At 42.6% G+C, this 15773-nt stretch carries 17 protein-coding genes; 2 read left to right on the top strand and 15 right to left on the bottom strand.

Annotated features, from left to right (window positions below):
• Positions 1–80: 80 nt before the first annotated feature.
• Positions 81–1886 (top strand): transcription termination factor Rho, encoded by a 1806-nt coding sequence (gene rho, locus LN995_RS15965; RefSeq protein WP_229962084.1) that lies wholly within the window; start codon positions 81–83, stop codon positions 1884–1886.
• A gap of 98 nt (positions 1887–1984) precedes the next feature.
• Here the strand turns inward: rho and LN995_RS15960 are convergent, their stop codons facing one another.
• The 4 genes from LN995_RS15960 to LN995_RS15945 form a co-directional block, all read right to left on the bottom strand.
• A complete protein-coding gene (locus LN995_RS15960) occupies positions 1985–2458 on the bottom strand; it encodes a hypothetical protein (protein WP_229962083.1) in 474 nt (157 codons plus the stop codon).
• Between the two features lie 53 nt (positions 2459–2511).
• A complete protein-coding gene (locus tag LN995_RS15955; RefSeq protein ID WP_229962082.1) occupies positions 2512–3399 on the bottom strand; it encodes a UbiA family prenyltransferase in 888 nt (295 codons plus the stop codon).
• An 83-nt stretch (positions 3400–3482) separates the two neighbouring features.
• Complete coding sequence (locus LN995_RS15950) at positions 3483–4283, bottom strand: class I SAM-dependent methyltransferase (protein WP_229962081.1); 801 nt, start codon at positions 4281–4283, stop codon at positions 3483–3485.
• A gap of 46 nt (positions 4284–4329) precedes the next feature.
• Positions 4330–4836 carry a hypothetical protein gene (locus LN995_RS15945; protein WP_229962080.1) on the bottom strand — a complete coding sequence of 169 codons (507 nt, stop codon included), beginning with the start codon at positions 4834–4836 and terminating at the stop codon, positions 4330–4332.
• Positions 4837–5060: 224 nt separating this feature from the next.
• Between LN995_RS15945 and LN995_RS15940 the strand changes: the two genes are divergently transcribed.
• The gene (locus LN995_RS15940) at positions 5061–7385 is read left to right on the top strand and encodes a penicillin-binding protein 1A (protein WP_229962079.1); all 2325 of its coding nucleotides are present in this window, start codon (positions 5061–5063) and stop codon (positions 7383–7385) included.
• A gap of 98 nt (positions 7386–7483) precedes the next feature.
• Here the strand turns inward: LN995_RS15940 and LN995_RS15935 are convergent, their stop codons facing one another.
• From LN995_RS15935 to panB, 11 genes are all read right to left on the bottom strand, one after another.
• Complete coding sequence (locus LN995_RS15935) at positions 7484–8401, bottom strand: TIGR01777 family oxidoreductase (RefSeq protein ID WP_229962078.1); 918 nt, start codon at positions 8399–8401, stop codon at positions 7484–7486.
• Positions 8402–8520: 119 nt separating this feature from the next.
• Positions 8521–9207 (bottom strand): GTP cyclohydrolase I FolE, encoded by a 687-nt coding sequence (gene folE, locus LN995_RS15930; RefSeq protein ID WP_229962077.1) that lies wholly within the window; start codon positions 9205–9207, stop codon positions 8521–8523.
• Positions 9170–9577, bottom strand: a complete 408-nt coding sequence (locus LN995_RS15925; protein ID WP_229962076.1) for a 6-pyruvoyl trahydropterin synthase family protein — start codon at positions 9575–9577, stop codon at positions 9170–9172. Before LN995_RS15925 ends, folE begins: the two co-directional genes overlap by 38 nt.
• Positions 9578–9862: 285 nt before the next feature.
• Positions 9863–10450 (bottom strand): inorganic diphosphatase, encoded by a 588-nt coding sequence (locus LN995_RS15920; RefSeq protein WP_229962075.1) that lies wholly within the window; start codon positions 10448–10450, stop codon positions 9863–9865.
• Between the two features lie 126 nt (positions 10451–10576).
• Positions 10577–10930: a 50S ribosomal protein L19 gene (gene rplS / locus LN995_RS15915; protein WP_229962074.1), complete on the bottom strand. Its 354-nt coding sequence runs from the start codon at positions 10928–10930 to the stop codon at positions 10577–10579.
• A 154-nt stretch (positions 10931–11084) separates the two neighbouring features.
• Positions 11085–11762 carry a tRNA (guanosine(37)-N1)-methyltransferase TrmD gene (gene trmD / locus LN995_RS15910; protein ID WP_229962073.1) on the bottom strand — a complete coding sequence of 226 codons (678 nt, stop codon included), beginning with the start codon at positions 11760–11762 and terminating at the stop codon, positions 11085–11087.
• Positions 11762–12343 carry a ribosome maturation factor RimM gene (rimM, locus tag LN995_RS15905; protein WP_229962072.1) on the bottom strand — a complete coding sequence of 194 codons (582 nt, stop codon included), beginning with the start codon at positions 12341–12343 and terminating at the stop codon, positions 11762–11764. Before rimM ends, trmD begins: the two co-directional genes overlap by 1 nt.
• A gap of 11 nt (positions 12344–12354) precedes the next feature.
• Positions 12355–12894 (bottom strand): 30S ribosomal protein S16, encoded by a 540-nt coding sequence (locus LN995_RS15900; protein WP_229962071.1) that lies wholly within the window; start codon positions 12892–12894, stop codon positions 12355–12357.
• Positions 12895–13068: 174 nt separating this feature from the next.
• Positions 13069–13824 carry an acyl-CoA desaturase gene (locus LN995_RS15895; protein WP_229962070.1) on the bottom strand — a complete coding sequence of 252 codons (756 nt, stop codon included), beginning with the start codon at positions 13822–13824 and terminating at the stop codon, positions 13069–13071.
• Between the two features lie 333 nt (positions 13825–14157).
• Positions 14158–14826, bottom strand: a complete 669-nt coding sequence (locus LN995_RS15890; protein WP_229962069.1) for an RluA family pseudouridine synthase — start codon at positions 14824–14826, stop codon at positions 14158–14160.
• A 107-nt stretch (positions 14827–14933) separates the two neighbouring features.
• Positions 14934–15752: a 3-methyl-2-oxobutanoate hydroxymethyltransferase gene (gene panB, locus LN995_RS15885; protein ID WP_229962068.1), complete on the bottom strand. Its 819-nt coding sequence runs from the start codon at positions 15750–15752 to the stop codon at positions 14934–14936.
• Positions 15753–15773 lie beyond the last annotated feature (21 nt).

Raw genomic sequence — 15773 nt, 5'->3', positions numbered from 1 at the left:
TTCCTGATTAAAAAATAAATCTCTCGCTACGTTCGCTCACCGCGAAACAGGCAAGTTAAGTTAACTACCATACTATTATTATGTATAATATTGAAGAATTGAAAGATAGGCTTCTTTCAGAACTCAAGGAAATTGCTGAAGACTTAGGCGTAAAGAACTTTAAAAAACTAAGCAAGCAAGATCTTATCTACAAAATCCTTGATCAGCAAGCTGTAACCCCTCCTGAGAAATTGCCTAGAAAATACAAATCCACTCCTCGTGCAGCCGCCTCAACTCAAGAAGAAGCCCCTGAAAGCACAACTGAAGTAACAGAAGTAACTGAATCCGTCAAAGAACCTGAAGCAGTAACAACTCCTGCTCCTGTAGAAAGAGAAAAAAGACAACCTCGTCAGAAATCTGCTGCCCGTAACGAAGATCAGGTTCAGATGTTTGTGCCTGCACCTGCACCGGCTAAAGACCATGGGGCACAATCACAGCCAAGGGAGCGTGTTCGTACACGTAACGACAAGCGTGATCAGGGAAACGAGCATTACGAGCGTGTTGATAATCAGCGCAACGATAGCCGCGGTGAGGTTCGAAATGAGCGTAATGATACCCCCCGCACTGATGGTCGTAATGATCGTGAGCAGCAGCGTGATTACAGCAACAATCGTAATAACAACGACAATCGTAGCAACGATATTCGCAATAACGACCGTAACGACAGCAACCAGAACCAGCGTCGCAATAACAATCAACAGCAGCAGGCCAGCAGCAATAGCTTTAAAGAGTTTGATGGAATAATTATAAATGAGGGTGTGCTGGAGCTAATGCAGGATGGTTATGGTTTTCTGCGTTCTACACATTATAACTACTTAGCTAGCCCGGATGATATTTATGTGTCTCCTTCGCAGATAAAGCTTTTTGGTTTAAAAACTGGTGATACAGTAAAAGGACAGATTCGTCCTCCGAAAGAAGGTGAGAAATATTTTGCCCTGCTTAAGGTAGAAACGGTTAACGGACGTACGACTGAAGAAATTCGTGACCGTATTCCGTTCCAGCACCTGACACCGCTTTTCCCTGAAGAACGTTTAAAGCTAACCACAAGGCCTAGCCAGTTATCTACACGTGTGTTAGATCTTTTCGCCCCTATAGGTAAAGGGCAGCGTGGTATGATCGTAGCGCAGCCAAAAACTGGTAAAACAGTATTGCTGAAAGAAATTGCGAATGCCATCACAGAGAACCATCCGGAAGTTTACTTGATGATTCTGCTGATTGATGAACGCCCTGAGGAGGTAACCGATATGGCCCGTAGCGTAAAGGCAGAGGTAATTGCCTCTACATTTGATGAGACAGCTGACCGACATGTTAAGGTATCGAGCATTGTGCTGGATAAAGCAAAACGTATGGTAGAGTGTGGCCATGATGTAGTTATTCTGCTGGATTCTATTACACGTCTGGCTCGTGCTTACAACACTGTAGTTCCATCTTCTGGTAAGATATTATCTGGTGGTGTGGATGCGAATGCGCTGCATAAGCCGAAGCGTTTCTTTGGTGCTGCCCGTAATGTTGAAAATGGCGGTTCACTTACCATTATTGCAACAGCTCTGATTGATACCGGATCTAAAATGGACGAGGTTATTTTTGAAGAGTTTAAGGGTACTGGTAATATGGAGCTCCAGTTGGATCGCAAACTGGCGAATCGACGGGTTTATCCAGCTATCGATGTGCCTGCTTCTGGTACTCGTCGCGAAGACCTGCTTATGGACAGAGACGAACTGAATCGTATCTGGATTCTGCGCAAATACATGTCTGATATGAATTCTGTAGAAGCAATGGAGTTCCTGAAAGATAAAATGACTGGAACAAAGAGCAATGAAGAGTTCCTGATCTCAATGAACGGTTAAGTTCTGACAGCTATAAATCAAGAAATGCCTGCTTACCCACATAAGGTAGCAGGCATTTTTGTTAGTATAAAGCCCCTTGTAAAAGATATCAAACTCACTTATTGCCAGAAGCTGTACCCCGGATGCTGTAGTAGGTGAAAAGTATAGGTTACGAAAAAGCCAAATATTATATGGGCAAAAATAAGCGTAATAAGGTAAGTCTTGAGCTGTAGGAGAGGAGGCCTGGGGTGCATCATAAAAAAGAAGTACCAGGCTATCATTGCTAATATGCCATTGCCGAAGCCTAAAAAGGCACCCCATGAGGCTGTTAGCATACCAACACCAGAATCCCATAAGGCAAGGTAAAGAACCGCCAGAAAAACACCTACTGCATAATGTGCTATGGTCCCTATCAATTTTGTGCTGACGGCATCGGAAAGGCTGCCATCTGGTTGAGTACGATTGGTAAGCATGGTGCCCAAGATTTTAATTACTTTCATGACACGGTGTGTAGCTAGCGAAAGTAAGTAAAGAAAGGCAGTCATGGCGGCGGTACCGGAAATGCCAGCAAGTACTGCATATAATAGCTTCATCGGGAAAATATCTTTATACTATATACGAAGTAGTAGCTTTGGGTTATAAGAGACTATACTGAGAGAACTCGCACTGCTATAATGAACATAAAAGCCAGGCTTATACATATAGAGGATATCTTATTCATTAGCATCGTGTTTTCATAGTTTACCTCTCTGGTGTCGCGGAGTGCCCGAAAAACCCAGCCTGTAAAAAAATATAAGATAGGGGCTGTGCTTATCAGGAAAATAAAGAGGCTGGTTAATTGGTCGTTTGTCATGTATAGCCACAGGAGAAGTGTGGCACCGAGCGTAAGGCTAAGGCCAGCGAAAATATAAGTGCCTCTAATACCCAGTAAAAGGCTTAATGTTTTGTCGCCACGCCGGCTGTCTTCTTCGTGTTGGTAAATTTGTGTAAGCGGATAAGAGCCACAAAGAAAAAGTGTACTGATGAGGGCGTACCACATATTAGGTGTTACTACCACTTCCATAACAGATAGGCCCAACCCGATCTGTACCATTACATAAGTAAAAGCTCCTTGAAAGAAAGTGACGACAATGGTGCTAAGTATAGGTTGCTTCTTAAGCCTGATACCTTCAAAACTATATGCTTTGGAAATGAGCAGGTACAAAGCAACTAAGGCACCAAACAAAGGCGCTAACATTATGGCTAAGGCTACCGCTAATATATCAAAAAGCAGCACTAGGTGCATAAGCTCACGTGTTACCTTAGGAGGCTTTTTTAAGCCTCCAATGCTTCCCTCGTCGCGGTCATAATAAGAGTTATAGCCATTGCTGGCTGGGTACACCAACAAATGCAGAATTATAAACACAGCTGTTGCCCGCCATACACTGTACCCTGATACCGTGCTTAGTGCAAACCAGAATATCGGCATCAGGTAAACTGAAAACGGAATGCGCATCAGTGTCAGAGCGGTTTTATAATTATGGGAAACTGGCATTTTAACCTTTATCTGATAACCTGTTTCTTATATATAATATTAGTGTTTTCTCTAGAGTATAGCTCTGTTGCATTATTGGTTTGTTAATTTGTTTTAAGTTGATGGTCTGGATAACCAATAATGTAAATAACATGTTTGCCAATACGTGATCCTGCTTTACCCATACGCCATCTATAATGTGGGGCTGATACTTTGGCAGCCATGCTTTCCAGCATCTTCGGCGTGTAAATGCGTAGCAACGACACAGTACCATCCCAAACAATTCCGAAAGGTATTATTGGAATTAAATACGTGAAAAAGAGACGGCTAAGTTTAAAAGGGTGAATAAAAGGTGTTACCAGAAAAATGACTGCCGGAAAAGCAAGCCATAAAGCTAGCAGTTCGAGCCAGCTTTTACTAGCTCCCTCAAATATACCTATGGCAGCACTTTTGTCAGCAGCATCCTGAAGCACTGCCTGTGCCTGTTCGGGCTTAAGGTGATGAAAAGAAGAAAAAATGGTACGTACTCCCTTTATGCTTTCAGGTACTGAGGTAGCATCAACAGGGGAAGCAACAAAGTTTATTGTGTTGTTAGATTTAGCCTGCAAATATTGATAAGACGAAATATTAGGATACAGATCTGTTAGCGTTATCAGAACAGGTTCTTGCATTTGCTGTGCGAGCGCCTGCTGGATACCGGCTATACCTCCTCCGGCGCCGGAACACAAGTCTGTAATATGCCGCTGTTGCGTTTTTAGGAGTAGCTCCTGCAGCAACGGAACGGCAGCTTCATAAGCACCTAGTTTAGTGATCATGAAGCGTAGAAAATCAAGCATGCCTTCCCTGACCACGTGCGGAAACCACGGGAAGTCTTCAAACTCAAAAAGGTGGAGGCGAATGTTCAAAAGCTGCGTTTATGTTAGCCATACTGTTCACCCGCCGGAAAGGTTTTTAGTATATGATACCCGCTGCTCCGGCTCCTACCTTAAAGTCATTGCCTGTGTTGCTAAACAACTGCCAATAAACTTCTGCCTGTTTTGTAAGATCAGGCATTACCTCCAGTACACTTCCATTTATAAAGTAAAGTGTAAAGGTATAGTTAGCTTTCAGTTCTACACTTTCTACGGCTAATGCTGCAGTGTCTTTTACCAGTTCTTTCAAACGTTGGTCACGTAAGTTTGCACCTGGTACTTTCCAGTCGAATTTTGGGGAGGGTAAGCCTGCTTCGCGTTTGCGCATGAACACCTCGCCGTGCTTTATTACATCGCCGTCAACTGTTTTGAGCTGCCAAGGGCAGTTAAGGGCTAAGGTAAAGAGGCCAACATCTAAAATAAGTCCTTGCGGGGTAGTGTAGTGAGTGCTACCAAAATGGAAGTACTGTATTAGTTCGCTTCGTGTGGTTTTTGTAAGGGGCAAGCCTTTAATTTCATCTAAAGCCTGTTGTAAGTTCTGCTGCATTTGTTTATAAAATTAATATACAAAGATAGGAAGTGCAGCGTTAATGAGCAGTAGATAGTACATGTTCTGCTTAATCCACTGTTACTTTTTAAGTTTGTCCATGCCACTTTTACTAAGTTTTATATCTATAAACCATAGATGTTGTGTACAAAAGGTATATTTGTAAGTCTTTTTAAAGGAAAAGTGATAGGGAATTTTAAGAGGTTATCCTCTGTTTGATCAAAATGCTGCAAGAGCAAGAAATAGTAAAAGAACCTAAAAACTCGGTTTATAAAAGCGTGGTAGGGTTCATCTGGAAGTTGTTTTTTCTGGGTTTGGCCTTAGTGGTTATTTACCTGCTTAGTGTTGATAATAACGTGTTCTATCTGTTCGGAGCTTCCCCAAGCCTTGATAAGCTGGAAAACCCTCGTAGTGACCAGGCTTCCGAGCTGTATACAGCTGATGGAAAACTGATCGGGAAGTACTTTCGCGAGAACAGAAGCCCCGTTGCCTATAACAAAATATCGCCGATATTAATAAAGGCGCTTGTAGCTACAGAAGATGCGCGTTTTTATGAGCATGCAGGTATAGACCCAGCCGCCCTTTTCGGTGCCGTTTACGATAACCTTCGTGGCGAAAACCGTGGTGCCAGTACCATTACGCAGCAATTAGCCAAGAACCTTTATAAAACCCGTACCGATTCTTCTAAAGGAGTACTGGGGCACGTGCCGGGTGTTAATATCATCATTTCTAAAACAAAAGAATGGCTTACAGCCATAAAGCTGGAGCAACGCTATACCAAAGACGAGATTCTGGCCATGTACCTGAACACGGTAGACTTTGGTAGTAATTCTTTTGGAGTTAAAGTAGCTGCTAAGACTTTCTTTCATGTATCTCCGGACAGCCTTAAAACGGAGCAAGCCGCTGTGCTGGTGGGGCTGCTAAAGGCTCCAACGTACTACAGCCCGAAGTTCAATCCTGAGAATTCTCTTCGCCGCCGGAATACTGTGTTGGGTCAGATGGCAAAATACGATTATATCTCAGAGGCCGAAGCTGATTCACTGAGTAAGCTTCCACTGGAATTAGAGTATAAAGTAGAAAGCCATTACGATGGGCCAGCTACTTATTTTAGGGGAGCAGTGGCTGAGTATCTGAATGAATGGTGTAAGGATAATGGTTATGACCTTTATCGTGATGGTCTTAAGGTTTACACTACCATTGACTCGCGTATGCAGCAATATGCTGAGGAAGCAATGGAAAAGCAGATGCGCACGTTGCAGCACCGTTTTGACAATCATTGGAAAGGAAAGAACCCATGGGTAGATGAGAAAGATCAAGAGATTCCAGGTTTTATTGATGCCACTATTAAGCGAACAGCCTATTATAGGCGTTTAAAAGAGCGCTTTGGAGATGATACTCAGGCAATCAACAAAGAACTTAACAGGCCTCGTGAAATGATGGTGTTTACCTGGGACAATGATTCGCTGGAGAAAAAGGTAACTATGTCGCCGTTAGATTCTCTGGCTTATTATAAGCATTTTCTGCACGGAGGGCTCATGACGATGGATCCTTTTACAGGGCATATAAAAGCCTGGGTTGGTGGTATTAACTTCAAGTACTTTAAGTATGACCACGTGAAACAGGCGCGTCGCCAGCCTGGTTCTACTTTTAAACCTTTTGTGTATGTGTCTGCCATTGATAATGGCTATTCACCTTGTGATAAAATAGTAGATAAGCGCATCACCATAAACTATGTGGAGAAAGGGGAGAAGAAGAGCTGGTCGCCTACCAACGCTGATTGGACTTATACCGGGGCTCCTATGACATTACGCCGGGCAATGGGTAAGTCTGTTAACTCTGTTACAGCACAGCTTACAGAACTGGTTGGCTGGGAAACTGTCGTAAAATATGCACATCGCTTAGGAATTACCAGCCCATTGGAATCAGTGCCGTCTATTGGTTTGGGGCCAAGCGATGTATCTGTTTTTGAAATGGTAGGAGCCTATAGTACTTTCCCTAACAGAGGCTTCCATACCAACCCTATGTTTATTACCCGTATCGAAGACCGAAACGGCAATCTAATCCATCAGTTCGTGCCAAAGCAGAAAAAAGTGCTAAGCACAGAGACTGCTTTCCTGATGATGCACATGCTTAAAGGTGGTATGGAGGAGCCTGGTGGTACATCGCAGGCATTGTGGGAGTATGACCTTTGGAAAGGCAATGAGATTGGAGGCAAGACCGGAACTACTTCTAACCATTCTGATGGTTGGTTTATGGGAGTAACCAAAGACCTCGTTACAGGTGTGTGGGTAGGCGGTGAAGACCGCAGTATTCACTTCAGAATATCGCAGTTAGGTGAGGGGTCTAAGACAGCCCTGCCTGTATTTGGGCTCTACATGGAAAAGGTCTATAAAGACAAAGATCTTGGCTACACCATGGGCCGTTTTCCGGGGCCAACAGTAGAAATAAGCAAAGAGTACAACTGCACTACTGTTTTACCAAGAGCACAACCAGATTCTACCGCTGTAGACTCTGTTCTGCAGATACTTAATATGGGGAACATCTTGTAAATGTGGTATCATACTAAAGAAAGAGCGGCTACTATACATTATAGTAGCCGCTCTTTCTTTAGTATAGGTTTTGTTGTAGATCTGATCAGTGTAAAAGCTTAATCTTTAGGTGACTTATAAAATGTCTCCAGCGCTTCGTTCAGATAATTGTATTCAAATGTGAACCCGGTTTGCAACACTTTATTAGCGCTTACCCGTTGGCTGGCTAGCACTACTTTACTCATCTCACCCATCATCAGGTTAATGGCAAATGCTGGCACATTTGGCAATAACAGGGGCTTGTGCATTACTTCGGCAAGCGTTTTTGTTAATTGTTCGTTTGTAACAGGGTGTGGGGCTACTGCATTATACACGCCTTCAAACTGGGTGTCTTCAATAGCTTTTATAAACAAGCGACACACGTCATCAATATGTACCCAAGACATATACTGTTTACCTGATCCTAGGGCTGCTCCAGCCATCATCTTGATAGGTTTTGCAATCTGAGGTAAAGCTCCACCTTTATCACTGAGTACAATGCCTAAGCGAAAGATAGCAGTACGCAGCCCTAGCTCTTTTACCTGCCAAGCTGTACTTTCCCATACTTTACACACACTTGCCAGAAAATCGTCGGCATAGTTGCTCTCCTCAGACATTAGGCGGTCTCCGGAGTTGCCGTAAATACCAACAGCTGAAGATGAGATAAAGCCTTTTACATGATGCGGTATGTTTCTAAGGCTCTTATAAAGTAAGTTGGTGCTGTCTACGCGGCTCTTGAATATCTCATGCTTGCGTTCCTCGGTCCACTTACTACCTGCTACACTTGCGCCTGCTAAATGTACAATATAGTCGGCATACGTAATAGCGCTGTCGTCTATGTACCCCTCTTCTACATCCCACTTAAATGTTTTATAGACAGACACTTTTTCAGGATTCCTGCTCAGGTGTCCTACTTCATACCCTTGGTCTATTAACATTTCAGAGAGTCGCATGCCTATTAAGCCTGACCCGCCTGTAATTAAAATCTTACCTGGCATATTTCTTTTTTAGCGTAAAGCTGACTGAAATCCCCTATACGTAAATATAGTGTTATTCAGTTTGATAAATATTAGAGGTGTTAAATAAAGTAGGTTAATTATTCAGGAGTACGTGAGAACTACTTCTTACGGACGTGAGCTAAAAATTCTGTTCTATACTGATCCTGCTCAAACAGACCAGAATACTCAGCGGTAATAGTGCTGCTGCTAACATCGTTTACTCCACGGCTCATAACGCACAGGTGATCAGCTTCAATCATGACAGCCACATTCTCAGTATTAAGTGCTGACTTTAATTCATTGGCAACCTGCATAGTCAGGCGCTCTTGTACCTGAGGGCGGCGGGCATAGTACTGTACAATACGATTTAACTTAGAAAGCCCGATAACATGCTCGTTTGGCATATAAGCCACATGTGCTTTGCCTATGATAGGTACAAAGTGATGTTCGCAGGAGGAGTAGACGGTAATATCCCGTTCCACCAACATGTGATTATATTTGTACTTATTCTCGAAGCGGCGTAACACAGGCTTGTTATCCGGGTGCAAGCCATTAAAAATCTCCTGTACATACATTTTGGCTACACGCAGGGGAGTACCTTTAAGACTATCGTCTGTAAGGTCTAAGCCCAATGTACGCATTATATCCCCGAAGCGATCTGCAATGATAGCTATTTTTTCCTCATCTGAAAGATCAAAAGCATCAGCACGTAGAGGTGTTTCCAGAGAACTCAGAACATGATCATCCATTTCCTCTTCTTGTTCCCTGTTATCCATTATATTCAACAAAGTTTCGTTCAGTTTCATAAAGTGTTACAGCTAAATCGTATTCCTTGCTTATCTTCTTTCGAAGCTTGTTCCAAATAACAGTAGCTATATTCTCTACTGTCGGGTTCAGTTGCTTAAACTCCTCTGTGTCAAGGTTCAGGTTTTTGTGGTCAAATGGCTCCACTACTTCCTGCCGTACCAGCAGGCTTAGTTCTTTCATATCGTACACATAACCTGTATCCTCATCAACAGGGCCAGATAGCTTCACGGTTAGCTCATAGTTATGCCCATGATAATTAGGGTTGCTGCATTTCCCAAACACATCTGCGTTTTCTTTATCACTCCAGTTTGGGTTAAACAGTCTATGGGCTGCATTGAAATGTTCTTTTCGGCAAACAGTTAATCTCATAGTGTTGTCAACTACCAATGTCAGGATAATGTTTAGCCTTGCGTATTATCTTGGGCTGCAATTGCTATAAGTTTGCAAAGTTAAGGTTGATGGCCCTATTCCCAAACCAATTCTTTTCTAAAATTGTGCCCCAAATACTATCTTTCTTATTTTAAGCTGATCAGGCTGTAGATAGTTTGTGCTTGAACTGCAACAGTATTTACATATGCAGCATGTATAAGGCAATATTGAAGGCTTTAGGAAAAATGATGTCAATATCAGAATTTTATTATGGTGGCTATGTTGCTATAGCTTCATCCAACGTTGAATCTCCTGCTTTGCGAAAGCCTCGTCGCGCCATGCTACAAACTTAGTTTGTGCATTTGCATTATAATGTACAAACCAAGCTTTAAGTATATCCTTTGCTGCCGGATATTCCTTGCTAAAGCTCTCGTAATCTGTGGCCATAAATGTCTGCTCGCTTGGTCTGGCTGGTACAGCAATAATAACTGATTTAAGCTCTGCAGTAGTTTCCAGTTGCAACACAGCTATGGGTGTTATCTCCATTACCGTTCCTGGCTCCACCCGCTCCGAAATTACCAGAACCTCTAAGCCCCTGCCATTGCTGCTTACTTCAGTAGACGGTATAAAGCCTAAGTTTCCCGGGTAGGGGAGGTAGCGGGCAACATAATCCTGACCAGCTACTTTTTTATTTTCAAACTCCCGGGTTTCCAGGTTGTACTGCAGCTTATGGTTATTACCTGCCGGTACCTCTATGACTGCCTGCAGTTGTTTGTTTATCGTATACGTAGGCAAATTAGCATAATCTGTTTTACAGCTTGTCAGGCATAAGGCATTTAAGATTAACAGAAGAAGCGGTAAATAGTCTTTCATGGCAAACAATAATATAAGAATGATAAAGATAGTAAGCTGCCTTTGCTGGGAAAACAAAAAAAGGAGCCGACGTTAGGCGGCTCCTTTTTTACTAAAACTATGGTAAACTTATGAAAACAGGTATTTTTATCTTCTTTCTTTGATTCTTGCAGCTTTTCCTGAAAGACCTCTCAGGTAATACAACCTAGCTCTTCTAACTTTACCTTTTCTGATAAGTTCAATCTTTTCGATAGCAGGAGAAAGGATTGGGAATATACGCTCCAACCCAACTTGGTTAGATACTTTTCTTACAGTGAATGTTTCACCGTTTGTACCAACGTTTTTACGCTGGATAACAACGCCCTGGAACTGCTGAACACGCTCTTTGTTACCCTCACGGATTTTTACGTGAATATTAATTGTATCACCCGCCTGAAAAGAAGGGAAAGAGGTGCGTTTTTCTGTAGATTCCTGCTCGATTAATTTTAATAGGTCGCTCATGGCTATGATCTTAAAGTATCTTCTTCAATTTTCGGACTGCAAAGATATAGAATTATTTAATTAATAAGAAGATTAACTGAAAAATATTTTACTCAATTATCTTATTAACAGTCTTCTTGGTTTCTTTTAGGATAAAAAGCTTACCATCGTAAACCTAACCATCCAACAAATCAGGGCGGCGTTGCTTCGTACGCTCAATAGCTTGTTCAAACCGCCACTGCTCAATTTTAGGTGCATCACCTGATAACAGTATTTCAGGCACTTGCAGGCCTTTGTACTCTGCCGGGCGTGTATAAACAGGTGGAGCCAATAACCCATCCTGAAAAGAATCTGTCAGGGCAGAAGACTCGTCGTTCAACACACCAGGGATAATTCTGATGATAGCATCTGTTAATACTGCAGCACCTAATTCTCCACCGGATAATACATAGTCTCCAATGCTTATCTCGTGGGTTACAAACTGCTGACGAACACGCTCATCTACCCCTTTATAATGCCCACAGATTATGATTATATTTTGCAGCAACGAGAACTGGTTTACAATGCTCTGATTCAGCGTTTGCCCGTCAGGTGTCATGTAAATTACTGCATCATAATTTCGTTCAGCCTTTAACGCAGAAATACACTTGTCTATGGGCTCAATCATCATAACCATGCCGGCTCCACCACCAAAAGCATAGTCATCGATCTGGCCATGCTTGTTTACAGCATACTTTCGCAGATCATGAATGTGAATTTCTACAAGGTTTTTTTGTTGCGCTCTCTTAAGAATAGAGTGGCTGAAAGGGCTGTCAAGTAAATCTGGTTGGCAGCTTATAATATCAAAGCGCATTAGTTGTCCTCCTCTGTCGCGTCGTCTTGCTCGTCGGTAGCTTCGGGAGTACCAGGTTGTGTATATACTTCCAGTAAACCTTCTGGCAATTTTACGTGCAATGCTTTAGCCTCGTGGTCTGCACGAAGCATAATGTCGTCGTTAACCGGTACCAGCATTTCCTGACCCAGGTAATCCATTGCCATTAACTGCTGTTGAGGCATATCGTAAAAGTCTTTTACTGTTCCCAACTCGCCATGGTTCTCATCTACTACTTTATAGCCGATTACGTCATGGAAGTAAAACTGATCTTCTTTCAGTTCAGGTAGTTTGTCAAGTGGCAGGTACAAGCTTGTGTTGCGCAGTTTTTCAGCTTGCTCCATTGTTTTGATATCCTCAAAACTGATAATGAAACGGCCTTTTTGCTGCGGCTCCATGCCCGCTATAAAAAAAGGAATCAGTCTTCCTTGTTGTTCAAGGAAGACTGATTCCAAATCTTCATAATCTTCGGGATAGTCTACGTCAAAAAACGCAACAACTTGCCCTTTGGTGCCATGGGTTTTGACGATATATCCCAGCAAAAAGCAGGCATCAATATTCATGGCAGATTAAATTATGCTTGTTCTTCTGTAGACTCGCCGCCTTCAGCAGGAGTTTCTGTAGCTTCCGCAGCTGGTGCGTTTGCTGCAGCTTTCTCTGCCTCACGCTGACGGATAGCCTCAGCACGAGCTTCTTTTACTTTAGTCTCAGCAGCAAGCGCAGCTTGTCTGGCTGTTTCTTTTGCAGTGCCAAGTGCGGTACGCTTACTTTCAACTGCAGCTTCTTTAGTTGTTTTCCAGTCCGTAAAGCGAGAGTCGGCAGTTTCCTGAGAAATTGCTCCTTTGATCACACCAACCTGTAGATGTTTTCTGTAAAGGATGCCTCTGTAAGAAAGCATAGCTTTTACAGTGTCAGTTGGCTGTGCACCATTCATCAACCACTGGAATGCTTTATCTTCGTTGAAGTCGATAGAAGCAGGGTTTGTATTAGGGTTGTAAACACCTAATTTCTCAATAAAGCGACCATCACGTGGTGCTCTTGCGTCAGCTACTACGATATCATAGATAGCGGCTTTTTTACGACCTCTGCGGGCCAGTCTGATTTTTACTGCCATTTCTTATAGATGTATTTAAGTCGGTGGATCCCGTCCACCATTTTAGAACCGCAAAATTAGGTATTAATTTACGGTATTACAAAGTTTTTAGAATAAGTATTTCTAAATTATTATCTCAGCTACAAAGGGTTATTGTAAAGTAAAAACCCTCCGGTTGTGGGGAGGGCTTTTATTTTAAACTGCTGCTTTGGCTTTTACAGTTTTAGCTTCTTTCAGCCTGATAATATTTAACTTATTGAGTGTCCAGATAACTGGCCAGGTTGGGTCAACCTCCCACCACTTTACACCAAAATTAACACGGTTTGGTAATTTATGATGGTTGTTCTGGAAAAGCTCCCCTCCGGTAAGGAAATCGAAAAACAGGGAGTTCCTTGATTTGTCGTTGTTGTCGAAGTTCTGATAGCCATACTTGTGTCCGCTCCAGTTTACGATAGCGCCGTGAACCGGCCCCATCAGAAAGTGGATTGGCAACAACAGGTACATCCACCATTGTGTGGCAAAGGCAATGTAAAATAATACATAACCTACACCCCAGCTAACCCTTGATAAATAAGTGTCTCCGAATTTCTCCAGAGCTGGCCAATAAGGATAGTTACCCTCAAAACGTTGCTCAGGTTCAATTCTGTTGTTTAATACGTTGTTGTAGATTTCTTTGGTTTTCCACATCATGGTAAACGCATTGTTAGAAAAATGCGGAGAGTGTGGGTCTTGCTCCGTGTCTGAGAATGCGTGGTGCATGCGATGCAGAATAGCATAAGCACGAGGGGAAAGGAAGGAGGAGCCTTGTGCTATATAAGTTAATAAATAGAAAGCCTTTTCCCATAATGGGTTCATGGTGAACATTTTATGGGCAGCATAGCGGTGCAGGAAGAATGTCTGTACGAACAGTGAAAGGTACCAGTGCACCACAAAGAAAATGAGTATGGCCATTAAATAAATTTAAAGATTTTTAATTGAGTTTAGATTAGACAGGTAAATTACTATAACCATGCCATGATTTTACAAATCTACAACACGAACTTTAAGTACAATATACTGAAGTCTATAAAAGTTCAGAAAATGATAAAAATCACTTTTTATAAATTTTAACGTTTGCGTTTGCCACAGTTGCTGTAGTTAGCATTTACTAATGCTATATTAGCTTTTAACCCAAGCTTTTTACCCACGGAACAGGCTATTCTAAATGGGTTTGCAAGACCCAAATTACTAATGCGGAAAAGCTTATAAAATTACTGCTAATATACAATAGAAAGGTCTGTCTGCTTACCTGAAAGGAGCCCAGGCGGCAGTGCGAGGTGGAGGAGCGCTTACCGTTATTGTTGTTTTAAGAGTGGGATGCTCAAATTCTAGCTGTCGTGCATGTAGAGCTATGCTTTTGTCAGGAAGAGGCAGAGGGGCGCCGTATTTTAAATCGCCCATGATAGGGCAGTTAATAGAGGACAGCTGCACCCGTATTTGGTGTGGCCGGCCTGTAATCGGGTTTACTTTCAGCAAATATTTGCCGCCTTGATGGTTAAGTAACTGATAACTTAGCTCTGAGCGTAAACCGCTTTTATTTTCTTTAGCATAAGCTTTTGTTACATTTTTTTCACTGTTCTTTACGAGCCAATGTACCAATGTGGCTTGTTCCTGTTGAGGCCTGTTCTGAACGACAGCCCAATATGTTTTAAGTGTTTTTTTACTTCGGAATAGCTCATTAAGACGTGTTAAGGCCTTGGAAGTTTTGGCAAGTAGTACCACTCCGCTTACCGGCCTGTCGAGGCGATGAACAACCCCCATGAAAACATTGCCTGGCTTATTGTACTTCTGCTTAATATATTCCTTTGCTAGTTCAGCAAGGGGCGTGTCACCAGTCTCATCGCCATGCACCAGCATCCCTGCTGGTTTGTTTACTACCAGTACATGGTTATCCTCATATAAAACCTCAAGCATAGAAATGATGAATTTGAAATTATGGATTATGAATGAGTATCATAAAGCGGGTGCCAGTCTTATGTTTGGCTCTCCGCATAGTTCTTGCCCCATAATCCATAATTTAATTAGTAAGCTTCCTTTTCATTAGGGAAGTCCTGGGCTTTTACGTCTTTTACATAGTTGGCAACAGCATCCGTCATGATAGTGTGCAGGTCCGCATAGCGTCTTAAAAACCGTGGTTTGAACTCTTTATTGATGCCAAGCATATCATGCACCACCAGTACCTGCCCATCAACATGAGGTCCGGCCCCGATACCTATAATAGGAATGTGTAGTGTTTCAGCTACTTTTTTAGCCAGTGAGGCAGGCACCTTTTCCAACACAATGGCAAAGCAGCCCAGTTCTTGTAGTAGTTGAGCATCACTTAAAAGCTTTTCGGCCTCAGCGTCTTCTTTGGCTCTGACACTGTAAGTCCCAAATTTGTAAATAGACTGTGGTGTAAGGCCTAAGTGCCCCATTACCGGAACACCAGCACTTAAAATACGGGTAACAGATTCTTTTATTTCAGCACCACCTTCCAGCTTAATGCCATGCGCCCCGGACTCTTTCATAATACGGATTGTAGAGCGAAGGGCCTCGGAAGAATTTCCCTGATACGAGCCAAAAGGCAGATCTACTACTACAAAAGCACGTTTTACTCCCCGCACAACAGAAGAAGCATGGTAGATCATCTGGTCTAATGTAATCGGCAGCGTTGTTTCATGGCCAGCCATTACGTTAGAGGCAGAGTCTCCTACCAATAAAACATCTATGCCAGCTGCATCCAGTATAGTGGCCATGGAATAGTCGTAGGCCGTTAGCATGGAGATTTTTTCGCCACGCTCTTTCATGTTCTGCAGTTGGTGAGTGGTTATAATTTTAACCTCGTTTTTATGAACAGACATAGCTTTGTTCGATAAATTCAA

The organism is Pontibacter silvestris (assembly GCF_020907275.1).
In the GTDB taxonomy this organism is placed as follows: Bacteria; Bacteroidota; Bacteroidia; order Cytophagales; family Hymenobacteraceae; genus Pontibacter; species Pontibacter silvestris.
This window is presented reverse-complemented; position numbering and strand designations above follow the sequence as displayed.